At 41.1% G+C, this 20,616-nt stretch carries 26 protein-coding genes; 19 read left to right on the top strand and 7 right to left on the bottom strand.

All coding sequences use genetic code 11. The features are described from left to right. Positions 1 to 17 precede the first annotated feature (17 nt). From SANK73390_RS12680 to SANK73390_RS12765, 18 genes are all read left to right on the top strand, one after another. The gene (locus SANK73390_RS12680) at positions 18 to 368 is read left to right on the top strand and encodes a hypothetical protein (protein ID WP_462766359.1); all 351 of its coding nucleotides are present in this window, start codon (positions 18 to 20) and stop codon (positions 366 to 368) included. Continuing rightward, positions 368 to 769 (top strand): phage protein GemA/Gp16 family protein, encoded by a 402-nt coding sequence (locus SANK73390_RS12685; protein ID WP_462766360.1) that lies wholly within the window; start codon positions 368 to 370, stop codon positions 767 to 769. The genes SANK73390_RS12680 and SANK73390_RS12685 overlap by 1 nt, the downstream gene beginning before the upstream one ends. Then, complete coding sequence (locus SANK73390_RS12690) at positions 756 to 947, top strand: hypothetical protein (RefSeq protein ID WP_462766361.1); 192 nt, start codon at positions 756 to 758, stop codon at positions 945 to 947. The genes SANK73390_RS12685 and SANK73390_RS12690 overlap by 14 nt, the downstream gene beginning before the upstream one ends. Then, positions 940 to 1,335 (top strand): Mor transcription activator family protein, encoded by a 396-nt coding sequence (locus SANK73390_RS12695; protein WP_462766362.1) that lies wholly within the window; start codon positions 940 to 942, stop codon positions 1,333 to 1,335. Before SANK73390_RS12690 ends, SANK73390_RS12695 begins: the two co-directional genes overlap by 8 nt. Next, positions 1,332 to 1,583 (top strand): hypothetical protein, encoded by a 252-nt coding sequence (locus tag SANK73390_RS12700; protein WP_462766363.1) that lies wholly within the window; start codon positions 1,332 to 1,334, stop codon positions 1,581 to 1,583. Before SANK73390_RS12695 ends, SANK73390_RS12700 begins: the two co-directional genes overlap by 4 nt. Then, positions 1,583 to 1,777 (top strand): hypothetical protein, encoded by a 195-nt coding sequence (locus SANK73390_RS12705; protein ID WP_462766364.1) that lies wholly within the window; start codon positions 1,583 to 1,585, stop codon positions 1,775 to 1,777. The genes SANK73390_RS12700 and SANK73390_RS12705 overlap by 1 nt, the downstream gene beginning before the upstream one ends. Beyond that, positions 1,765 to 1,974, top strand: a complete 210-nt coding sequence (locus tag SANK73390_RS12710; protein WP_462766365.1) for a hypothetical protein — start codon at positions 1,765 to 1,767, stop codon at positions 1,972 to 1,974. Before SANK73390_RS12705 ends, SANK73390_RS12710 begins: the two co-directional genes overlap by 13 nt. Before the next feature lie 3 nt (positions 1,975 to 1,977). Next, positions 1,978 to 2,232 carry a hypothetical protein gene (locus tag SANK73390_RS12715; RefSeq protein ID WP_462766366.1) on the top strand — a complete coding sequence of 85 codons (255 nt, stop codon included), beginning with the start codon at positions 1,978 to 1,980 and terminating at the stop codon, positions 2,230 to 2,232. Positions 2,233 to 2,371: 139 nt separating this feature from the next. Beyond that, positions 2,372 to 2,641 (top strand): hypothetical protein, encoded by a 270-nt coding sequence (locus SANK73390_RS12720; protein ID WP_462766367.1) that lies wholly within the window; start codon positions 2,372 to 2,374, stop codon positions 2,639 to 2,641. Further along, complete coding sequence (locus SANK73390_RS12725; RefSeq protein ID WP_462766368.1) at positions 2,607 to 3,020, top strand: glycoside hydrolase family protein; 414 nt, start codon at positions 2,607 to 2,609, stop codon at positions 3,018 to 3,020. Before SANK73390_RS12720 ends, SANK73390_RS12725 begins: the two co-directional genes overlap by 35 nt. Further along, a complete protein-coding gene (locus SANK73390_RS12730) occupies positions 3,017 to 3,265 on the top strand; it encodes a hypothetical protein (RefSeq protein ID WP_462766369.1) in 249 nt (82 codons plus the stop codon). Before SANK73390_RS12725 ends, SANK73390_RS12730 begins: the two co-directional genes overlap by 4 nt. Position 3,266: 1 nt before the next feature. After that, positions 3,267 to 3,770 (top strand): DUF1804 family protein, encoded by a 504-nt coding sequence (locus tag SANK73390_RS12735; protein ID WP_462766370.1) that lies wholly within the window; start codon positions 3,267 to 3,269, stop codon positions 3,768 to 3,770. Next, complete coding sequence (locus SANK73390_RS12740; protein ID WP_462766371.1) at positions 3,770 to 5,509, top strand: hypothetical protein; 1,740 nt, start codon at positions 3,770 to 3,772, stop codon at positions 5,507 to 5,509. The genes SANK73390_RS12735 and SANK73390_RS12740 overlap by 1 nt, the downstream gene beginning before the upstream one ends. Next, a complete protein-coding gene (locus SANK73390_RS12745; RefSeq protein WP_462766372.1) occupies positions 5,502 to 6,989 on the top strand; it encodes a phage portal protein family protein in 1,488 nt (495 codons plus the stop codon). Before SANK73390_RS12740 ends, SANK73390_RS12745 begins: the two co-directional genes overlap by 8 nt. Continuing rightward, positions 6,982 to 7,596 carry a DUF3164 family protein gene (locus SANK73390_RS12750; protein WP_462766373.1) on the top strand — a complete coding sequence of 205 codons (615 nt, stop codon included), beginning with the start codon at positions 6,982 to 6,984 and terminating at the stop codon, positions 7,594 to 7,596. The genes SANK73390_RS12745 and SANK73390_RS12750 overlap by 8 nt, the downstream gene beginning before the upstream one ends. Positions 7,597 to 7,604: 8 nt before the next feature. After that, positions 7,605 to 7,979, top strand: coding sequence for a hypothetical protein (locus SANK73390_RS12755; protein WP_462766374.1), 375 nt, complete (start codon positions 7,605 to 7,607; stop codon positions 7,977 to 7,979). An 11-nt stretch (positions 7,980 to 7,990) separates the two neighbouring features. Further along, positions 7,991 to 9,127 carry a phage head morphogenesis protein gene (locus SANK73390_RS12760; protein ID WP_462766375.1) on the top strand — a complete coding sequence of 379 codons (1,137 nt, stop codon included), beginning with the start codon at positions 7,991 to 7,993 and terminating at the stop codon, positions 9,125 to 9,127. Between the two features lie 507 nt (positions 9,128 to 9,634). Continuing rightward, the gene (locus tag SANK73390_RS12765; protein WP_462766376.1) at positions 9,635 to 10,654 is read left to right on the top strand and encodes a tetratricopeptide repeat protein; all 1,020 of its coding nucleotides are present in this window, start codon (positions 9,635 to 9,637) and stop codon (positions 10,652 to 10,654) included. A 5-nt stretch (positions 10,655 to 10,659) separates the two neighbouring features. Here the strand turns inward: SANK73390_RS12765 and SANK73390_RS12770 are convergent, their stop codons facing one another. After that, positions 10,660 to 11,187, bottom strand: a complete 528-nt coding sequence (locus SANK73390_RS12770) for an RNA methyltransferase (RefSeq protein WP_462766377.1) — start codon at positions 11,185 to 11,187, stop codon at positions 10,660 to 10,662. Between the two features lie 125 nt (positions 11,188 to 11,312). Between SANK73390_RS12770 and SANK73390_RS12775 the strand changes: the two genes are divergently transcribed. Next, positions 11,313 to 11,819 (top strand): DUF4240 domain-containing protein, encoded by a 507-nt coding sequence (locus SANK73390_RS12775; protein ID WP_261626968.1) that lies wholly within the window; start codon positions 11,313 to 11,315, stop codon positions 11,817 to 11,819. A gap of 77 nt (positions 11,820 to 11,896) precedes the next feature. Here SANK73390_RS12775 and asd read toward each other — a convergent pair whose 3' ends face one another. The 6 genes from asd to SANK73390_RS12805 form a co-directional block, all read right to left on the bottom strand. Beyond that, the gene (gene asd, locus SANK73390_RS12780) at positions 11,897 to 13,009 is read right to left on the bottom strand and encodes an aspartate-semialdehyde dehydrogenase (protein ID WP_462766378.1); all 1,113 of its coding nucleotides are present in this window, start codon (positions 13,007 to 13,009) and stop codon (positions 11,897 to 11,899) included. Between the two features lie 638 nt (positions 13,010 to 13,647). Then, positions 13,648 to 16,332, bottom strand: a complete 2,685-nt coding sequence (locus SANK73390_RS12785) for a TonB-dependent receptor domain-containing protein (RefSeq protein ID WP_462766379.1) — start codon at positions 16,330 to 16,332, stop codon at positions 13,648 to 13,650. 81 nt (positions 16,333 to 16,413) lie between these two features. After that, complete coding sequence (locus SANK73390_RS12790; protein WP_462766380.1) at positions 16,414 to 18,081, bottom strand: hypothetical protein; 1,668 nt, start codon at positions 18,079 to 18,081, stop codon at positions 16,414 to 16,416. Between the two features lie 166 nt (positions 18,082 to 18,247). Beyond that, a complete protein-coding gene (locus SANK73390_RS12795) occupies positions 18,248 to 19,552 on the bottom strand; it encodes a tetratricopeptide repeat protein (RefSeq protein ID WP_462766381.1) in 1,305 nt (434 codons plus the stop codon). 21 nt (positions 19,553 to 19,573) lie between these two features. Beyond that, positions 19,574 to 20,179 carry an energy transducer TonB gene (locus tag SANK73390_RS12800; protein WP_462766382.1) on the bottom strand — a complete coding sequence of 202 codons (606 nt, stop codon included), beginning with the start codon at positions 20,177 to 20,179 and terminating at the stop codon, positions 19,574 to 19,576. An 8-nt stretch (positions 20,180 to 20,187) separates the two neighbouring features. Beyond that, positions 20,188 to 20,598 (bottom strand): ExbD/TolR family protein, encoded by a 411-nt coding sequence (locus tag SANK73390_RS12805; RefSeq protein WP_070982912.1) that lies wholly within the window; start codon positions 20,596 to 20,598, stop codon positions 20,188 to 20,190. Between the last annotated feature and the right edge of the window lie 18 nt (positions 20,599 to 20,616).

Raw genomic sequence — 20,616 nt, forward strand, 5'->3', positions numbered from 1 at the left:
CAACAGGAATTAATAACATGCCATATTCTATAGAAATAAACGAAGGCTTTTTTAGCGCCAAGTTTGTAATTAGCAACAACATTAACAACGCCAGAATGCTGAGCGCACTGGGCAAACACGACCCTTGCGGCATTATTCTAGACAGCGTTAATGGCAACACTAAAGCGGCATTCGCCATATTGCTAGGCGCTAAGCTATACGAATGTAAACAGCAAGAAAAGGTTAAATCGCAGGTAAGTTTTACCAGTGAATTTACCAAACGCTATAGCGACATAGCTGCGCTGTACGAATCAGATTGGAAAAACTGGGACGTAAAAATTAAAAAGTTCAGCTTATTACCTGATTTTATTATAGAAGAGGTGGCCTAATGAACCTCATTCAACAAATTAAAGTAGCTCAGCGCTACGCGCATATTAGTGATGACGCACACCGTCAAAACGTACTTGAGGTAAGCAAGTACCGCGTTTCTACTTGTACCAAACTAATGCCTGATGAGCAAAAGCAGTTACTCGGTCGCTACCAGGGTATGAACGCAAGCAGCTCTAAAGCTAAAACCAAGCTACCCGAGGCGCTACGCCACATTTACCGCCTGTGGGGCAAGCTCGCCAAGGCAGGACTAGTGCAGGTTGATAGCAAACAAGCGTGTGACAGCTTTTGTGCTAAGTACACCGATGGTGAAACGTTATTTAGAGCCGAAAACCATTGGCAAAAGTTGATTGAAATACTCAAAAACTGGTTAGCAAGAGGGCATGCCCATGAGCACAATTAACGAGTTTAACCGTGTGCCTGTTAACCCTGAGCACACGCCCTACACCGAGAATTTTGGTGCGCGCAAACCTAGCGTCAAAGACCGACAAAAATGCGCAAAACGTAGATTGCTTGAAGACAGGTTAGGCAATAGAGCAATTGACAGGGCGTACAGCATAGAGGGCCTGTTTGATGAGTGAACCAACTATTGATTTACGTGCACTCCCTGCAGGTATTCGTGAGTTTGTAAAAGTGCTGGGCGTAGAGCGGGCTATTGCAGTTTTAACAGAGCAGCAAGGCCAAATGTTTTACATTCCCAAACACCCAACACCTGAATGCGAGTTTGTAAAAGTGTTTGGGTTGGATATGTGCAAGGCGCTTGAGCGTTACGCCGAGCAACAGTATCAAATACCTATGCTGCATAAGGTTTTGGTGCAAGTGCGCGACCAAACCATAGTGAGTGAGGTAGCCAACGGCACAACAATCCAAGAGCTGGTACGGCGATTTAAAATCACCCGCCAGTGGATCACCAAAATACTCAAAGAGCAGGGAGCTTATAAAGAGCACCAAATGGAGTTTAAGATATGAAGTTAGCACTAAAACAGTTGGTTTATGTAGGTTTGATTGCACTGGGTTTTGTGCTGGGCCTCATAGCAGACTGTGACCATTTAACGCAAAAGCATGACTGTCGCACAGGGCGAAATGGCGGGCCGTCTATTCCGCCAGATAGACCCACGAGCAATACAGGTAAAAATGCAATGCCCGCCTATCCACCCATTCAACCCGAAAGTAAATCGCTATGGCGTGTTTTTTGGGAGCAAAACAGTGGCGAATAATGCGTAGCAATAATTTTGTGCTACTCACCGCTTTGCAGTTAAGCGGCGGCAGCACACCAAAATCATGGATGTTTAAAGCGGGTTTAAACACTTTAAACATCTACATTAAACAACGTAAACGCCTTGGCTTGCCGCTCCTTGAATTAGAGCAAGAGCTAGAAGAGGCTAAGAGAGAGATAGTATGCGACAAATAACGGCCGAGCAATTTAATGAAAAGTACCCTGTAGGTAGCTGTTTTATTTATCAATCAGTAATAGCACTCAGGGGAGGTGAGTCAGTTAATACAACAACTGAAGCGTGGACAATGTGTAGCGGTGAAGTAGTAGTTAAGCTCAAGGGTAAATCGGGCTGTTTTTCAGTTGATCACTTAACTTTTGCAGGTGCTAGATAATTTATGAACTCACAAACACCAAGTATTAAAGCGAAAGTGGACGCGTTAGGCATAAATCCATCGAAGCTTAAAAAGGTAAATTGCCCAGACTGCGGGACTAACAACCCTGATTGCTTGTACACAGTAAAACACTATCAATTTAGTATCATATGCGACAGTTGTGGGTACATTGCAACCTCATCTAGTTTTGACGGAGCGTTAACAGAGTTTAGCGTTAAGGCATCCACAGTAGGGTCGGTAGATAACCCATCGCTTTAAACCATGTTTAAACTCAATTTAAACGGCTGGTATTGCATACTAGCCGTTTTTAATTTAGCCTAATTTAGTCACCTCAATCACACCGCTGCAAATTAGTTTACATATCCCATAGCATTAGTAACTGCGCGATTATTGCCCCATGAGCAAAGCAAAATCATTGCCCGTGTGGGAATTGGCCGAGCGCATTGTTGCAGCAAAAACGCGAGAAGAAAAACAAGCGATTGCTGCGTTATGCGAGCCACGGTATTTACAGTTATTGCGCAATAGCGTTAAAACGCTGATAGCCAAAAAGCGCGCTGAAAAACCACCCAAACCTGTGCCTGATTGTTTTGTTCGTATTAAAACCAAACTAAAACAAGCTGCGCAGGTGAGCCATGGAAAAACAACTACAACAACTAAAACGCCATGAGGGGTTTATGCCTACTGCATATCTATGTACGCAGGGTAAGCAAACCATTGGCTATGGCCGAAATTTAGAAGACCGAGGCATAACCGAAGATGAAGCGTTGTATTTACTACGCAACGACATAAAAGCCTTTACCGAGCAAGTTCAAAGCAACATCAACACATCAAAATGTAACCCCGCACGCAAAGCCGTGCTAGTGAACATGGCGTTTAACCTGGGCATTTCTGGCCTACTGAAATTCAAAAATACCATTGCAGCGGTTGAAGCTGGAAAGTGGGAAACCGCCGCACTTGAAATGCTCAATAGCCGCTGGGCCTCACAAGTTGGCGCGCGCGCCGACGAACTAGCCGAACAAATGGCAACAGGGGAGTGGCAACAATGACCCCAGAGCAAGAGAACCAACTTTTTCAATCCATTGGCCAAATTCAAGCGACACAAACCGCGATTTTAAAAGAAGTGACCGACATTAAAACCGACCTAACCAAGCGCGTAGACGGCTTAGAAGCCCGTGTTGAAAAAGTTGAAACCCATGTAACCAATAACCGTATTAAAATGGCTGGGTTTGGTGGTGGTGCGGGGCTTATTGTTGCTATGGCTGTCGAGATTTTAAAAACTGGGAGCAGTTAATATGGCCCACAGTTTAGACATTAAAAACGCGGTACGTCATAGCTATGTCAATGAATTACTCGCGCTATCTGTTGCTGCAATAAAGCATAATGTGGCTGATGGCACCGCACGTCGCTGGAAAGCTGAAGCAAAAGCAGACGGTGACGACTGGGACTTGGCCCGTGCTGCGTCACGTAAATCAGTTGGGCCAGCAGGCGAGTTTACCCAAGATTTCATCGAAGAATTTACGATTCAAATAAGCGAAACGTTCAACCTACTCAAGCAGCAAAGCAGCGAACTCACACTAGATCAGCGCACCAAAACCCTAAACTCTCTCACCGATATGATGAGCAAGGTGATGAAAAATAGCGGAGGCAATAAGCGCTTAGAAAAGCGTTCAATTGCGGCTGAAGTAATCAAAAAACTGGCACAGTTTGTTTCAACCCATCACCCCGACTTTGCCCCAGCACTTGTTGACATTCTGCAAGCGTTCGGTCCACGTTTAGACAAAGAGCTGGATGACTAATGGCAGATATGAATTCTAAAGAGTTCTTAACCGAACTCGAAAGTATAGCTGGCACTCTGCGCCGCGATATAGAAGCCAAAGAACGGAATATTGACCCAAGCCCAGAGGCAATTTCAGCGCGTAGAAAACGTGTACTAAACGGCGATTTTACGTTTTTTGTGTATACGTACTTTCCCCATCATATGTGGCTTGATGACGACCAAAAGGCAAGTGAGTTTCAAGAGTACTTTATGAAGTGGTTTCCTAAAGCACTTGACCTTGATAATGGTTGGAAAAACTGGTTTGTTGCGCCACGAGGCGAAGGTAAGAGCACTCTTGCAGCCAAACTTGCCCCAATATACGTTTGTATACAAGCGCTAAGACAAGACGAAGAGATATGCAACGAACTTAACTTAACGCGTCCGAGTGTGTTTATCGACAATGTTATTTTGTTTGGTGCAGAGGCTAAAATGCCCGCCAAAACCTTAGAGGTGGTTAAAACTGAACTGCTGAACAATAACAATCTGTCTTTAGATTTTCCTGAGATATGCACCCCCTCAAACGTCTGGAAAATTGGCGAGTTTGTTACGCCGCAAGGGGTCCGTTTTGAAAGCCGAGGGGCTGAACAAGGCGTAAGGGGAACATTCCACGGCGCTAGCCGACCAAAACTTTTGCTTTCTGATGATATTATTACCGACAAAGAAGCAAAATCGCCCACTGAGCGAGACAACCGCTGGGGGTTTCTTGAGGCTGCGGTTCAATATCTTGGTCCACCTGACGGCTCAGTTAAGTTTCTTGGTATTAACACGGTACTTAACAACGATGACCCTATTTCTCGTGCTGAAAATGCGCCTGGCCATATTGTTCATAGATTCAAAGCCATCTCTGAATACCCAGAAGACATGGAGCTTTGGAAGCAATGCCGTGAATTGATGCTCTATGACGACAAAGAGTTTGAGAAACGCGCGGCTAAAAAAGGGGAGGCTGTTAGCACACAAGATAAACCCAGTTTTAAGTTTTGGCTGAAGAACAAACGCAAGATGAGTAAAGGCGCTAAAACAAGTTGGCCTAGCGTTCGCTCGCTATATAAAACAATGGAAATGTGGGCCTCTAACAAAAAAGAATTCAACCGAGAAATGCAAGGTATTGCCAAAAGCGATGAAGAGCAAATTTTCTATCAGTTTGAAACTTGGGTAAACCGTCTGAACCTATGGAAGCCTTACGGCGCTTGCGACCCAAGCATGGGAAAAACGCAAAAAGCCGACCCGAGTGCACTGCTTGTTGGCTTTTATTCACTGGAACTTGGCAAGTTACACGTTGAGTACGAAAGCCGTAAAGTACGCGGTACAAGCAAATTGCTCAACGACCTAATTAGAGCCCAGAAAGAATACAACTGCATTGTATGGGCCTTTGAGAATAATACCGCGTTTGAGTACATGCGCCATGACTATATAAAGCGCGGCTTAGACCAGCAAATCGCATTGCCACTGCGAGGAGTCACCGCCACTGTTAGTCAAGAAGAGCGGATAGAAGCCCTTGAACCTTATGTGACTAACGAGCCAGCCCAAATTGCTTTTCACTCTAAGTGCACGTTATTAACGGATGAACTTGAAAACTGGCCCGCGAAACAAAGTGCCCACCATTATGACTTGAGTTGTGCGCTATCGCTTTTATGGGAGTCTGCAAGTAAAGGGGCTGGAGGCGTACCTAAACCTCGCAGCACCAAAGTAATCAAGAATATTGAGGGTTACCATGTCTAAGCCGCATTTAAGCTACAAAAACTATAGAAAGCTACAAAAGCTGTTCAACATGAGCGCAACGGACCCAAACATGTTTGCCATGATGACAGAGCTACCAAACCCCGATCCAGTGCTACGCAAAGCAGGGAAAAGCGCGCTGATTTATGATGAGATAACGCGCGACCCGCATGTGATTGGCGAGCTACGTTCTCTGCGCTCAGGTATGTTTGCATTCAATGCCGAACTGGTACCAGGCGGTGATGATGCCGCAAGCCAGAAAAGCTATGAGTTAGCAAAGCAACTTTTTGCACGTAGACCCCGTGTAAATACCCAGTGGCTAGACCTAGATTGGCACAATTACAGCGGCATTTTACACGGCTATTCGGTTACGCATTTAGGCAAGTACGAAAAGGCCAATAACCAATGGTTGCCATCGAGCATTGATAGCTGGCCCGCGAGTCGTTTTGTGTTTAATTCAGATCACGAACTACTTGTGAAAACCAAAGAAAACCCACAAGGCGAACTCACTGAACATGCGCGCTGGACCTGTGTTCGACATATGCCAAGCAGTAAAAACCCCTATGGTATCCCGCTGTTAAGCAGTTGCTTTTGGCCGTGGACATTTAAACATGGCGGATTTAAGTTTTTTTTCCAGTTGTGTGAGCGTTTTGGGGTGCCATTCCCAATCGGAAAACACCCTGTTGGGACACCCGACGGGCAAATAGAAGAGCTCATCAACGGGCTGGTAAAGCTCATTAGTGACGGTGTGGCGGTGATTCCTGACGACACATCAATTGAAATATTAGAAAGCAAAATGAGCGGTGAGCCTGTACAGCTGCAGCTTATTAATTTATGTAATTCAGAAATGAGTAAAGCGCTCACAAGTCAAACTTTAGCAACAGAACAAAAGCAAGGCGGGGCAAGGGCTGCCAGTGAAACCCATGCTAAACGCGCAGGTGAAAATCAACGGGCAGATAGGGCGCTTGTATCTGGGTATAGAAACCAGATATTAGAAGCCATTCACAAAGTTAATTTTGATGGTGGCGAGCCGCCCAAATACATTTGGCGCGACAAAAAAGACATCAATCTGGATGCGGTCAGCGTAGTACGTGAAAGCGCAAAGTTAGTGCCGGTTACCGAAGACTATGTTTATAGCACCTTGGGCATACCAAAGCCTCAAGATGGCCAAAAAATATTAGAAGTACAGGACGATGGCGCAGGAATTGCGAGCGCTGCAAAACAGGACTTTGCAGCTACGGATATAAACCACATGGATATGCCCCAATTCGACGAATTTGACCAAGCGACGCATACAGAAATTGCCAAAATTTTTGAGTTCGCCAAAGGCTCAGAATCGCTCGAAGAACTAAAACAAAAAATCCTTTCACAATTCCCAAATATCAGCTCTAGCGCGCTGGCCGATGTGGCAAGCAAAGCATTTGAGCTGGAATTTTTACAAGGGATGGATGAAGCCAACACTGCGGAGATAAACGATGACTGATATACCAGACGGTTACATGAAAGACGGTAAAGGTAATTTGGTTGCCATAGAAAACATCAAACAAACAGACCTAATTAAGGACGAGTTTGTAAAACAAGCCGTAGCGTTGGCTGAGAAACAACAAGCGGAGCTTTTAGCGTTTAAACAGTTGCAAATGGAGCAAGCCGACGAGTTTATGGAGCTATTGGCTCAAGAATACGGCGTAAATTTAGGCGGTAAAAAAGGCAATGTCACACTGCGTTCGTTTGATAATAAGCTCGCTGTGAAAATACAGTCGCAAGAACGAATAGAACTAGGTCCCGAAGAAAGATTAGCTAAAGAACTCATATATCAATGCTTAGATGAATGGTCTGAAGGCGGCAACCAAAACATTAGAGCCATCGTAAACAAGGTATTTGCTACCGACAAGCAAGGCGCTGTAAACCCTCAGCGAATTTTAAGTTTACGACGACTTAAGATTGAAGACGAAACAGGCAAATGGAACCGCGCTATGGACATGCTCGCCGAGTCAATTAATGCCATTGATAGCGTGCGTTTCATTCGTTTTTATAAGCAAGATGATCACGGCAACGACAACGCCGTTTCACTTGATATTGCAAAGCTGTGAGGTGAGTTATGGACCCAATCACAATTGCACTAGGTGTAGCAAAATTAACTGGTTTAGATACTAAAATTGGTCAATGGATTGGCGGTGATAATGGCGAAGAAGTAGCTAAAAAAGTTGTTGATATAGCTCAAACACTCACAGGCACACAAGAGCCAGACGAGGTTTTGAAAAGAATAGGCACAAGCGACCCACTTCAATATCAATTTAGACTTGCGGTTATAAATAAGGAAGAAACACTCGCAGAGATCGCTTTTAAAAACCTTGATAGCGCAAGAAAAATGCAAAGTTTTACTTGGCACAACACTTGGCGCAATACTTCAGTTTTTTTATGGCTCAAGCCAAGGCTCAAAAGACAAAACCAACAGTTTGCTAAGCAAAATTAAGTAGGGCGCTTATGCCAATTTCTCCCCAGTATGGCCGACTCATTAAGTTTGACGAGGCCATTTCTCATCTAAAACAAAAAATCCAAATACCCACAGAGTCATACAAAGACTTACAAGGTCATATCCATGCACGCGCGTTTACAGTTGCTGGCGCGACCAAAACACAGCTTTTAGATGATTTATATAAATCAGTTGTTACATCAATTGAGCAAGGCGAAACGCTATCATCATTCAGAAAAAGGTTTGATGACGTAGTTGCTAAACATGGCTGGTCGTACAATGGCAAACGAGGTTGGCGAACCCAAGTTATTTACCAAAACAATAAAAATACAGCACGCGCAGCGGGCCGCTGGCAACAGCAAGAACGTATAAAACACCGCAGGCCATATTTACTGTATCTGACCGCAGGTGATCAACGAGTAAGAAAAGCCCACGAAAAGTGGCACTATATATTGTTACCGTTAGATCATAAGTTTTGGGACTCTCATTATCCGCCAAATGGTTGGATGTGCCGATGTAAAGTTGTAAGTTTAAGCGATGCAGATATAAAACGAATGGGCCTAACTGTTACGCCTGATCACGTAGTTGAGCCACTGTTAAAGCCATTTAAAGTTGCAGACTCTGAAACGGGTGAAGAGTTAGAAAAACTAGCTGGCATTGATTTAGGTTGGAACTATAACCCGGGTAAAGCATGGTTAGGAGCCGACAAATCAACAGGCGAAATGCTAGGGCGCTTGGATAAAAATTTACGCGAAGTAGCAACACCTATTTTTAACGAGATAATAAACCAAGGCGAAAAAAGCTATTTTAAAAAACAGCTAGCAACAGCCGCAGCTAAACAAGCTCTGAACAAAACAGATTCTGGGACCGTGTTTGTGTTGGGCCACATGCAAAGTGATGTGTTTTATAAAATAGCGAGTAATTCACTGAGTGCAAAAAGCACGTTAATTGTCATCGAGCATCAAGCAATGATGAGCGCTATAAATGTATTGGGTTATGAAAAAGCAACAGAGCTGATGCAAGTTGTGCAAACGGGTGCATATGTATCGTTTAACAAAAGCGTGATAAAGCTACAACTAAACGGTGTGATCATTACTGTACAAGTTGATGGCGATTTTAACCGTGTGGTTGCTGTTCAAAAGATTTAAACGGGGTTTAATGTGCGTTTAAAGCCTATTTAAACTTAATTTAAAACGGCGAATTTCGATCTAATTCTAAACGTCGAACGATCAGGAATGAGCGGCAAATGAGTCAAAATGAGCGGTTTTTGTCTAAAAACAAACGTAAGTTGATTTTGATAAATTTTAAGGCTAGGATGTGTGAAGTCCTTAGTTAATAGGGGCTTCAAAGCTATCAAATCTTAAAATTCTAATCTCTCCCAAATCTAGAAATGAACGACCCCTTACAACAATAGCTGTTAGTCTGCGCAGGATAAAATACAAAGGTAGTAGTGGCAAGTGATATTACACACCATAATTTAACATAATATAAATTATGAGCTATTAATGTTGTTTATGATGTTTCATAGTCGATACCATTTATAAATGCACACAATGTCCAATACTAGACAATATCGGACTAAACGAGGTGCTTGACCACATTTCAGCTCATCCTATACTTGAAAGTATTCTATATCCTATGTGGGATCACTTTTGTTGTATAAATATAAAGTTACTTTATTTTCCTTGCTAACTTTTATCAGTTCATCTTGTTTGTCTGCATCAAGCGAAGACGTTGACTATGAACTCACACGAGCGCAATACTTCGTGCGATCTAATCCTAAGCAATCACAGGCAATTCTTAACCAAATAAAAAACGTAAATTCCTTGTCTGATGAACAGAAAGTTACCTTTTACGCTTTAAAAATGCGTATTTCAATTATGCTAAACAAGTTAGAAGCTGTTGAGCCGATACTTGACTCGCTGTTTGCTTTGGATGATAAAAAAGCGTTTGCCGATAAGTTAGTCACTATATTAAGTGGTAGCGGCATTTGGCTAAGAAAGTCTAACTATTTTGACGCAGCTCAAAATGTGCTTTCATGTGCACTAAAACATACCGAGCAGTCAGGACAAAGAATTTCAATACTGATCAGTAGCGCTGTTGTAGCTCGTCATCAACAAAAATATGCCATTGCTATATCTTTATACAATCAAGCGGCTGTCATTGCAAAAAAGTTAGATAACTTACGTGCCATTGCAACTATTGAAAATAATTTAGGGGCAATTGCAATGGATCAAGGAAGTATTAAGCAAGCTGAGCTGCACTTTCGTCAAGCATTGTCGGGTTTTCAATTAGCAAATAATCATTCCGGTCATATTAATTCAGGTATCAATTTAATGTTTACTTTTGTAATTCAAAATCAAGGGGTTAACTACCAACGTTTATACCCTCACATATCAAAACTATCAGCTGAATACCCAGACACTTCCAAAAAAGCCTATCTTTTTTGGGTTGATTCTGCATATAAATATAGTCAGGGAAATAAGCTGAGCACTACTGACAAAGAAAAGTTGCACTCTTCTTTTAATAAACTTGCAGGTCCGCAATTACAAGCCTTGATCAGAACTCATTTAGCCGCACGGCTGGATATTCAATTACCCCCCGTTAAATTTGCAAAAGCCAGACTTTTTGAGAATAAAATCTGGTATATCAAGGTTTTAAACTGCAACTGGTGATTTGTTTATGGCTGACTTAAAAGATCAGTTAAAACAATATTATTGTTGTTATCTCGGCTATTGCGAATTATTTCATCATCATTAAATTTAATGCCCGATTTCAATAACCTGTCATAAAGCACAACATTAACGGTTGCAGCCAAATTCATACATCCTTGAGTAGGAACATATATTACATCTTGGCAGAGTTTAAGCGTGTCTTTATCGAGAGAACCGTCTTCAGGACCAAATAAGTAAAATGCACTCTTTGGGTGAGTATATTCAGTAAGTGGTTTTGCCCCCTCAATTAGCTCAATTGCAACAGGCGTTGCGCCGAGCGGTAACACGTCGGCAAGTGACTGAGTACCTATTAATGGAATGTTTTGATACACCTTTTTGGTATCAGTGGTAAATTTTCGTGCGTTGTCAAATCGTTTACCCGTATAAAAAACCGAGTTTACCCCATAACAACCGGCTGCACGCATTACTGCGCCAACGTTACTGGGGCTTTTAGGGTTAGTTAAGCCAATACAGGCAAAGCCATTATCAAACATCTTTATTCACTCTTTATTTAATGCACCGCGAATCTACAGCAATATCAGCAAAACGTCTATAGGGCTGCGTTTGTTTATCTTGCTATGCTAAAATTGCAATAAATGTAACGCAATAGAATGTGATAATGAACACCGATACTTTTTGGCAAATAATAGCGTCAGTAAAAAATAGTAATAATGTTAACTTGGCGCTTAGAACCGCCCTATCAACACTCGACAAAAATGACATCGCACAATTTGATGTTCTCTACACGCAAGAACTGCGTAAACTATGGCACTGGGATAATTGGGCTTTTGCATATGTAATGTGTGGCTGTAATAGCGAGTATGACTTTTTAGACTTTTGTAACTGGTTAATTCTTCAAGGTAAAGAAAACTTAGCAAAGTTTTTAGCTAACCCTGACTGCTTGGCAGAGTACGAACATATACCAGTTAAAAATGACCTACCAGCGCCCTACTGCGATGAACTCGACTTGATTGCTGGTTTGTTGCATGAAGATATTACAGGCGAAGAGCTGCCCTATCACAATGTTGTTAACTTTGCGCCACAAGGCAAAAAATTTAAAAACAAACCAAAACTACTTATGGAACAATTTCCAAAGCTATACGCTAAGTTTTGGCAGCAAAAATAAAAATGGCGCCAATTTGGCGCCAACTGTTTAGCTTAAAAATGCCTAGTATTTTGTGAGCCTGAATTACAAGTGAGAGCTTAGCTTGACAATATTATCCGCAGCATACGGCGAAGTGGCTCAGCTGCGCCCCACAATAATTGGTCACCAACAGTAAACGCGCTTATGTATTCTGGACCCATTGCTAACTTACGTATGCGGCCAACAGGTATATCAAGTGTACCTGTAACATTAACAGGCGTTAACTCTTTAGCCGTTTGTTCACGATTATTTGGTATGACTTTAACCCAGTCATTATGGGAGGCTAAAATTCGCTCTATTTCGTCTACTGGTAAGTCAGCTTTTAGTTTTATAGTCATTGCTTGCGAGTGACAACGCATTGCACCGATACGCACACATAAGCCGTCTATAGGGATAGGCGATTTTGATGAGCCAAGGATTTTGTTTGCTTCTACTTGTGCCTTCCATTCTTCTTTCGATTGACCAGACTCCATTGGCACATCAATCCAAGGTATTAAGCTACCAGCCAAAGGCACGCCAAATTGATCGGTGGGCAAATCATCAGATTTAATTTTGTTCGCAACAATTTTATCAATTTCTAAAATAGCTGAGCTTGGGTCATTTAACTGGCTTGCGACAGAGCCATGGATCTCACCCATTTGCGTAATAAGCTCACGCATGTTGCGCGCACCAGCTCCTGACGCCGCTTGATATGTCATCGGGCTTACCCATTCAATCAAGTCTTTCTCAAATAAACCGCCTAGTGCGAGTAGCATGAGAGAAACTGTACAGTTACCCCCCACGAATGTTTTAACACCCTGCTCCAAGCCTTGTGTGATCACATCGTTATTGACGGGGTCAAGCACAATAATACTATCAGATGACATACGCAGTGCTGATGCTGCATCAATCCAATAGCCACTCCAGTCAGAGTCACGCAATTTAGGGTAAACAGAGTTGGTATAATCACCACCTTGGCATGAAATAATCACATCCATTTTTGACAAAGCGTTCATATCATTGGCATCTAGCAAAGGTTTTGCAGCGCCAGCAAAGTTAGGACCAAGCTGCCCTGCTTGTGATGTAGTAAAAAAAGTCGCATCAATTAACGCAAAATCATTTTCTTCCATCATTCTGTGCATGAGCACCGAGCCCACCATACCACGCCAACCAACGAGTCCTACTTTTTTCATATTATTACCTTTATTTTAAATTATTAGACATTGCGTGAGTCTAGACGTCCAAAATAACAAATGTGGCTGAGTTCGACTAGCCAAAATTTCATATTATTTCCCTTAAAATAGACATAAATTAGTATGAACCAGTAATTCAATACATATTAATATCGGACTTTGAAATTTGATCTTCTAAATAAATAGGTAGGAGAAATAAAAATAGAAGGTGGCTAAAAAGACATAAAAGATTTTAAGTTAGCAATCAATATAAAATAAATAACTATGTTTTTCAGTACACTAAAGATAAATTAAAAATAAAAAACCCCGCAAGCGGGGTTTGGATACAACATGTAAAGGTTGTCCTAATCTGATGTTCACGACACCAATTCAGAACTCGGTTCTAGGTTTGTTTATAATTTTTAATTATAACCTTTTGGATTGAAAGCACTTTAAAGTATAAAGATGACAAATTTATTAAAGTACTAACATTTATACGTAAATTATTTGGTTCAGTGTTAATTCATATAACCGATTGTGATTATTCTACGTCACATGTCATATTTTCGCAATCAAATCTAATAACTTTTTATGAGATAAAAAAACCAAGGCAATTGCCTTGGCTTATATTTTGAACAGTTTTAACTGTATGCTAGCGCTTAAAACTCGTAGCTATAGCTCACACTTAAAGAAGTTCCCACTTCTTTTTGTCTTACAATTAAATCTGATTGTGTCACTTCTTGCTCTTCATCTAGCAAGTTTTTAACCTTAAACTTAACTTTAGAGTTAAAGTCTGGATACCAAGTATATACTAAATCAAGTGAGTGGAAAGGCTGCTCAAAAGCATCATCTCGCCCACCAATACCTGATGCTAAAATACGCTCACCAAATACATTATATACAACTGAACCACTGTGTTGTCCATCAGCTGAGTCAAAACCCATTTGTAAGTTAACAACATATTTTGAGTGACCTGTCATACGCTTAGTAGGGTTAGTTAAGTTGCCCGCAAAAGCTGGATCAATTGATACTTCAGAATCACTGAGGGTTATGTTACCCGAAGTAAAAGTACCACTTACCAATGATGATAAATCGAATAACCATTCTGTTTCAATGCCGTATACTTCACCTTCTATGCCGTTAACAAAAGATGCGCTGTAATCTTCATCGCCTACACGAAGTACAGTTTCAATTGGGTTAGCAATGTCTTTGTAAAAAGCACCAACGGAGAAGTTGTCACCATTATCCATGTAGTATTCAAAACGTGCATCATAGTTTTTCAAATCACTACTTTTAAGGCCTGGTGTACCAAATGTTTTAATATCAGTTAGAGGGTCAAAGTAAGCAACAGCGACTAATTCACGTAAATCTGGTCGAACTACCGTTTCACCATAGCTAAAGCGAACTTGATAGTTATTTTCGGCTAAGTAAGTCAAAGCTAACGAGCTGAAAACATCATCAAGATTTACCGTACCCTCTTTGATTGTCTCTTCTGAGTAATAAATACCCTGAGTAATTTTATCAAAGATTAAACTAGATGTACCGATAGTAACTTGTTTGAAATCTTCGTAACGTAAACCGCCACTTACACGCCAAGTGTTATTAAAGAATGCATCAAACTCAAAATAACCAGCATCAATTTTTTGTGCAGCAATGTAGTCATCTGCACTTGGTGCTGTTGGCTCATTAAACGACAAGAAAAAATCGTTATCATTAACAAAAGTATCGGTTAGATAGCTTGTCATGCCTAAGATATTGTTTTCATCGCTATTTACAGGTATTGAAATGCCAGTTTCGTTATTAATAGCAAAACTAGAAGTATTGTAAACACGTGCTCTATCTAAAAAGTCATAACCCGCTTTTAACGTTACTTCAACACTATCAAACGACAGTGGCAGTGTCACATTACCACCGTATGACTTTACGTTATCAACCATATCGGTATAAGAATAAACAGCACGGTTGTCATCACCTGTTACTATTGAATTCTCATAAATACCATTTTCAAACGTATCAATAAATTTATAGTCGATATTAGTAGGAATACGCGTCTCAGCTTTAGACTCTGTATATTGCCAATCTGCGCCAATTCCCCAGTAATCTAGCAAGGTATGTTGGCCTATAAACTGATCAACATCTAAAGTACGTTCTTCATAATTAAAACGATGAGAACGTTGAGCTTGACCCGTACCCGCAATTGTTCTTACGGTACTACCATTAGGGCTTTGCAGTACTGACAGGTTTACTTCGTCTTCATTATCTTCTAAGTAAATTTTAGAATAACTGACACTATGCTGATCTAACTTATAGCCTAAGTTAAACACGCCACTTAAACGTTCATTTTCAGTCGTTACTTTTGAATCTTTTACAGTAATGTAGCAGTTATTTCTAGCATCTTCTGTGGTCGCTAAAGAGGTTGTACAGCCTTCTGACGGATCATCGTCAGTAACAGCTGTTTTACGCTCAGAGAATGACCAGTCACTATCATAAGAGCCCGCAAGCATAAAGCCAACAGTACCACCAAAGTACTCTTCATCAAAGCTGTTACCAATGTTTGCTTTGATATCATAGTTAGGATCTAACGACTCTTTAGTTACTTTTAAGTCTCTAGGTAATGATAAAACAAGCGCTTTGTTTATGGCCCCAGCTTGTTCAGCTCGGTTTTGAGTTTCAGTGCTTTTAATTCCGTCTCTGTCTACAATGCCGCTTAGGCTAAAGTCGCCTTTATATCTCAAAACGGCACTATGCAAAGCATCTGGCTGGCCAGCATTGGGTCTAGAATATGTATACCCTTCATCCGAGCTTGAGTTCATACCTACGCCAACCTCTATACCAGCAGAAAACTCTGAAGGTACAGATTTGGTACGAATGTCGATGTTACCACCACCAAACGCCGCAGGCATTGAAGGTGAGTATGCTTTTTGTACCGCTAAACTTTGAATAATACTTGAAGGGAAAATATCTAACGGTACTACGTTACGTGTTAAATCAGGGCTAGGTACTGATGCGCCATTTAATCGCGCACTTGAATAACGCTCACCTAAACCACGTACATACACAAATTTTCCATCTACAAGCGTTAGGCCTGTCACACGACGCAAAGCTGAAGCAGCATCGCTGTCACCTGTTCGAGCTAGTTGCTCTGCGCCCATAATATCGGCAACAAATGCTTGGTTCTTACGCTCTTCAATTACTGCTGCTGCACTGCCTTGTAAGCGCGTGCCAACTGCAACAACTTCTTCGATTGCTTCGTCTTCTGCTGCTATGCTAGGCAATGAAATGCCTACCATCATTGCAGAACTAACTGCCAAAGCAATTTTTTTTAATTTCATTTGAGTATTCATTTGTAATCCTGCCAAAAATCATAAAAAAGGCGCATTAGCTGCGCCCACTTTGTGATAAACACTTAAAATCTTAATAGATTATTAGTTTGCAATGGCAGCAAGTGATTTTTGTACCCATTTATACCATTCGCTACTAGTATCTGTATCTGACACTGCACCGATGTGATCAACTTGCTCAAAGAAGCTTGCATCTAAACCACTTAGGTCATTCGCTTGGATGGTAACATCTGTAGAGGCTGTGTTAGTTGCAAAGCCATTGGCAGCCAATACACCTTCACCGCTATTCAAAACTAAGCTAGAACCGCTGTTTGCAAACCATTCTGCTTTAGAACCACCGCTAACAAAATTCTCACCCACTTTAAAGTTATTTACACATGCAAGTACGGAATTGTTGAACATCAACTTGCCTGCAACCGCTTTTTCTTCTGCACTTTCTTTTTTGAACTCTATGCAATCAGTACCATTATCACCTTGCGCTTTAACAAATAAAGCGTTGTAGTACATACCTTCAATTGCATCATCAAATTTAGCAGCTTGAGATGAACTGTTATCACGGATTGATTTACCATCAGTTGTTACTACGGTCACATTTGCAATAATTGGGTTTGATGCAGGTACTTCTGAGTATTCATCACCCTTACCTTTTTGACCATCAGTTTCAAAACCGTTGTTACCCATGAAGCCTTCTGAACCAGCAGGGATTGTTTTTTCTTCACCTTCGTCAAAATAAGTAACTGCTTTCTTTGTTGTTACTGTACCGTGTTTCACGAAGATAAACTGTGCATTACCTTGCCAACCTGCATCAATATCGATTGCATCATCTTGTGTATCTGTTACTACGATATGTTTGATGTTTGCAGCACCACCGAAGAACTCGATACCGTCATCAAAACCTTGGTGAACATGAAGGTAATCAAATGTAGAACCTGAACCTACACCATTAAGTGTTAGTGAGTTTAAGTCATCACCGTCACCGCCTTCACGCGGACCTGAACCTGCATACCAAATATTAGCAAACTTGATGTTACCACTGCTGTCTGCGTTATTTTTACCACCAAAGTGACTTATGATACCTTCTGCTTCTGCGTTACAAGTGTTAGCTGCACGCTCTGCATTTGTACACTGGTTCGTTAAACCAAAACCGTTGATGATAATGCCACCCCAGTCTGCAAATTGAGCACCAGTCTCTGCAATATCAAACTCAGAATAAACGTTTGCTGATGTGAATGTAATTGGTGCTTGTGCAGTACCAATTGCGTTTATTTTAGCACCACGGCCAATACGAACAATTGCTTCACCAGATTTAAAAGCAAGGGTTGCACCTGCTTCTATGTTTAAAGTTGGGCCATTTGCTTCAACGGTACAGCCTGAAGTTGTTTTACAGTCTTTACCCATTTGGATTGCGCCATCAAAAACATGTGCGCCGTTATCAGCAAGCGCTGCAAAGGTAATATCTTCTTCAATTTCTAATGTCTTACCAGCAAAGTCAGTACCATATACACAATGAGGAGCTTCAAATGCACCTTGAACTTCGTTACCTGCAACAGTACGTGCTGTACATGGATTTTCAGTAGGTGTCGGGTCTGTAGGTGTTGGGTCTGTAGGTGTTGTAGGGTTAGTCGTTGTGTTATTTGAGTTAGTAACACTACTATCATTTACTGTAGGTGTTACTTTAATGTCACCACCACAACCGGCTAGTACTAATGCAGAAGCTACAAGGCTTACTTTGAATAACCCAGAAAGTTTCATTTTTATCTCCAAAATATATAATAATTATAAGTGCATAAAAAGCTTGGACATAAAGTAACTTGACTGTATTACAAATGGGTTACACTTTATGGAAACAAAAATGACAATTTAGTTTTTAGAAATAAAAAAACCGCCCGAAGGCGGCTTTGGTGTTGCGATTATAAATTTATAAAAGTGCTTGCTTTAACGTTTCCACGTGGAGCTTTTCTTTTTTAACGTATTTAATCCACTGCTTTGCTAAATTAGCTGACTTTTTATGCTTTTCTGCTTGTTCAAATGCCAATATAGATGCATCAAAATTTTGCAAGTTATATTGCGCCATACCAAGTGCAACATACGCATTTGATTCAAAAGCAAGCTGCCCTTTATCTAATGCAGAACGCGCCGCATCAGCCGCTTCATCAAACATCTCTAAATTAATATACAACTCAGCGAGTCGTTGATCATAATTACCATGGTCAACCAAACTACTTGCTTTAGCAAAGTAAGGAATTGCGCTATTATCTTCTTTAGCTTGCACCAAAGACTCAGCAATAAACGCTTGGTTTTTAGCGTTATTTTCTATAACACCTTGTTCTAAACCACGTTCCATAATTTTAGCCGCTTTATAAGATAAGCCATTATACATATAAACTTGTGCAAGTTGTTTAAGCTCTGAACGCGACTTAACAAACCCTTGTTGGTCAGCTGCTTCAAATATTGCTAACTGCTTTTTCTCTTCACCAATTTCACCATACATACCAGCAAGCTGAACCCAGTAATTTGGTTTATTAAATAACTTAACCATTTTTTCTAATGTTTCAGTTACTTCTTTTGGTTTATTCAGTGAATAATACAGTGCGCGCTGTAAAACTAACCAGTTCTCTTTTGGTATTTTACCATCTGATTCAGCTAGGTTAATCGCAGTATTAATATATTTTAATGCTTGTAAATAATCTTTTATCTGATAATTTGCTTGTGCGCGTAATACATAGTAACTATCTGGAGTAACTTTAGTATTTATTGCATCCCAGCTATCTAGATATTCATTTACTTTATCGTATTGAGAGTTCGCCATGGCCAACTGCGCTAAACTAAATGTAGTAGATAAACGTAACGATTCCGGAATACCTTCTTCAGCCACTACATTCTCAAAAGATGCAATGGCTTTATCAAGCTGATTCTCATTGTAATAGATAAAGCCATAGAAATTATGCATCATGGCAATTTCATATGAGTTCATACTTGATGAACGTTCGTTAATACTATCTAAGGCTTCTAAGCCCGCTTTAACATCGCCATCATCAGCAAGTTTTTGTGCGCGAGCCAACTGGCTGTATACTTTTTCTCTGAGCGCTGGAACACGCTTAGTTTTTGTCTGAGCCTGTACTGTATTTACATCTACAAACGGTGTAAGCGACAGTACTGATGGCGCTACTGATCCTGCTATGAACATCGCGCTATAAATAGCTAGTTGTTTAATATTTTTCATAATCGCACCTCTACAACCTCATTACCCACTAATTTGGAATGAGATTTTATTTTGTACACCTGCAACTTCTACTGCCTCACCATTAACAACTCGAGGCTTGTATTTAAACTTCAACGCTGCATCTAAGGCTGCACGGTCAAAAATAGACTCTGGCTGAGCCGTTACAACTTTTGGGTCTTTTACCGTGCCTTGTTTTGTTACCACAAACTCAACTATCACGTAGCCTTCAATGCCACGAGATAAAGCTCGACGTGGATAAACTGGGGCTACCTTTACAATCGGTAAATATTCTCCATCGCTTGATTCAAGCGCAAGGCCACCTGCCAAATCAACATCGGCTTCAACATTGGCGCTAAAATCAAAATCTGCGCCCGCAGCATCCAAGTCATTGCTTTGCATTTGCGGCGCATCCATTGGTGGTGGCGGCTCTTTCGGTGTGGGCGGCTTTTGTGGTTTTCGCTCTTTCTTTTGTACCGTTTCTTCTTTTTTCAAACGAACAAAATCAAGCACGTTTCCTTTAACAGGATCTGTCATTGCTCCCTCTCCGCCTTGGATAAGCGCTTGCATACCCAAGAACAAAAAGAAGGTAACAACACCTGCAATAACCAGTGCTATTAAATAACGCATATTGCTACCTATGATTCCTGTGCGGCAATTGACACATCAAACGCACCAGCAGCACGAGACGCATCCATAACCTTAATTAACATTTCCGTAGTGGCTTTTTTATCAGCTTGAATGACCACACTACCTTGTGGATTTTCAGCTTTTAAACGCTCAATATTAGCTTGAACAGCGCGCACATCTACTTGGCGTTTGTTGATCCAGATTTCGCCTTTATCTGAAATCGCTACCAATATATTGGCACGTTGTTTTTTCACGGCTGTTGCAGCTTCTGGGCGGTTCACATCTATCCCTGCTTCTTTGACAAATGATGCCGTTACGATGAAGAAAATAAGCATGATAAATACCACGTCCAACATTGGGGTCATGTTAATTTCTTCGGCTTCTTCTTCTTGAAACACTTTTGCTAAAGGGGCTCTCATAATTCTTTCCTCTGGTTA

Source organism: Pseudoalteromonas sp. SANK 73390 (assembly GCF_054966645.1).

Bases quoted from the DNA above. Each gene is read 5' to 3' on its own strand.
- SANK73390_RS12680 (WP_462766359.1), top strand. From the start codon at position 18: ATGCCATATTCTATAGAAATAAACGAAGGCTTTTTTAGCGCCAAGTTT.
- SANK73390_RS12685 (WP_462766360.1), top strand. From the start codon at position 368: ATGAACCTCATTCAACAAATTAAAGTAGCTCAGCGCTACGCGCATATT.
- SANK73390_RS12690 (WP_462766361.1), top strand. From the start codon at position 756: ATGAGCACAATTAACGAGTTTAACCGTGTGCCTGTTAACCCTGAGCAC.
- SANK73390_RS12695 (WP_462766362.1), top strand. From the start codon at position 940: ATGAGTGAACCAACTATTGATTTACGTGCACTCCCTGCAGGTATTCGT.
- SANK73390_RS12700 (WP_462766363.1), top strand. From the start codon at position 1,332: ATGAAGTTAGCACTAAAACAGTTGGTTTATGTAGGTTTGATTGCACTG.
- SANK73390_RS12705 (WP_462766364.1), top strand. From the start codon at position 1,583: ATGCGTAGCAATAATTTTGTGCTACTCACCGCTTTGCAGTTAAGCGGC.
- SANK73390_RS12710 (WP_462766365.1), top strand. From the start codon at position 1,765: ATGCGACAAATAACGGCCGAGCAATTTAATGAAAAGTACCCTGTAGGT.
- SANK73390_RS12715 (WP_462766366.1), top strand. From the start codon at position 1,978: ATGAACTCACAAACACCAAGTATTAAAGCGAAAGTGGACGCGTTAGGC.
- SANK73390_RS12720 (WP_462766367.1), top strand. From the start codon at position 2,372: ATGAGCAAAGCAAAATCATTGCCCGTGTGGGAATTGGCCGAGCGCATT.
- SANK73390_RS12725 (WP_462766368.1), top strand. From the start codon at position 2,607: ATGGAAAAACAACTACAACAACTAAAACGCCATGAGGGGTTTATGCCT.
- SANK73390_RS12730 (WP_462766369.1), top strand. From the start codon at position 3,017: ATGACCCCAGAGCAAGAGAACCAACTTTTTCAATCCATTGGCCAAATT.
- SANK73390_RS12735 (WP_462766370.1), top strand. From the start codon at position 3,267: ATGGCCCACAGTTTAGACATTAAAAACGCGGTACGTCATAGCTATGTC.
- SANK73390_RS12740 (WP_462766371.1), top strand. From the start codon at position 3,770: ATGGCAGATATGAATTCTAAAGAGTTCTTAACCGAACTCGAAAGTATA.
- SANK73390_RS12745 (WP_462766372.1), top strand. From the start codon at position 5,502: ATGTCTAAGCCGCATTTAAGCTACAAAAACTATAGAAAGCTACAAAAG.
- SANK73390_RS12750 (WP_462766373.1), top strand. From the start codon at position 6,982: ATGACTGATATACCAGACGGTTACATGAAAGACGGTAAAGGTAATTTG.
- SANK73390_RS12755 (WP_462766374.1), top strand. From the start codon at position 7,605: ATGGACCCAATCACAATTGCACTAGGTGTAGCAAAATTAACTGGTTTA.
- SANK73390_RS12760 (WP_462766375.1), top strand. From the start codon at position 7,991: ATGCCAATTTCTCCCCAGTATGGCCGACTCATTAAGTTTGACGAGGCC.
- SANK73390_RS12770 (WP_462766377.1), bottom strand. From the start codon at position 11,187: ATGTTTGATAATGGCTTTGCCTGTATTGGCTTAACTAACCCTAAAAGC.
- SANK73390_RS12775 (WP_261626968.1), top strand. From the start codon at position 11,313: ATGAACACCGATACTTTTTGGCAAATAATAGCGTCAGTAAAAAATAGT.
- asd (WP_462766378.1), bottom strand. From the start codon at position 13,009: ATGAAAAAAGTAGGACTCGTTGGTTGGCGTGGTATGGTGGGCTCGGTG.
- SANK73390_RS12785 (WP_462766379.1), bottom strand. From the start codon at position 16,332: ATGAATACTCAAATGAAATTAAAAAAAATTGCTTTGGCAGTTAGTTCT.
- SANK73390_RS12790 (WP_462766380.1), bottom strand. From the start codon at position 18,081: ATGAAACTTTCTGGGTTATTCAAAGTAAGCCTTGTAGCTTCTGCATTA.
- SANK73390_RS12795 (WP_462766381.1), bottom strand. From the start codon at position 19,552: ATGAAAAATATTAAACAACTAGCTATTTATAGCGCGATGTTCATAGCA.
- SANK73390_RS12800 (WP_462766382.1), bottom strand. From the start codon at position 20,179: ATGCGTTATTTAATAGCACTGGTTATTGCAGGTGTTGTTACCTTCTTT.
- SANK73390_RS12805 (WP_070982912.1), bottom strand. From the start codon at position 20,598: ATGAGAGCCCCTTTAGCAAAAGTGTTTCAAGAAGAAGAAGCCGAAGAA.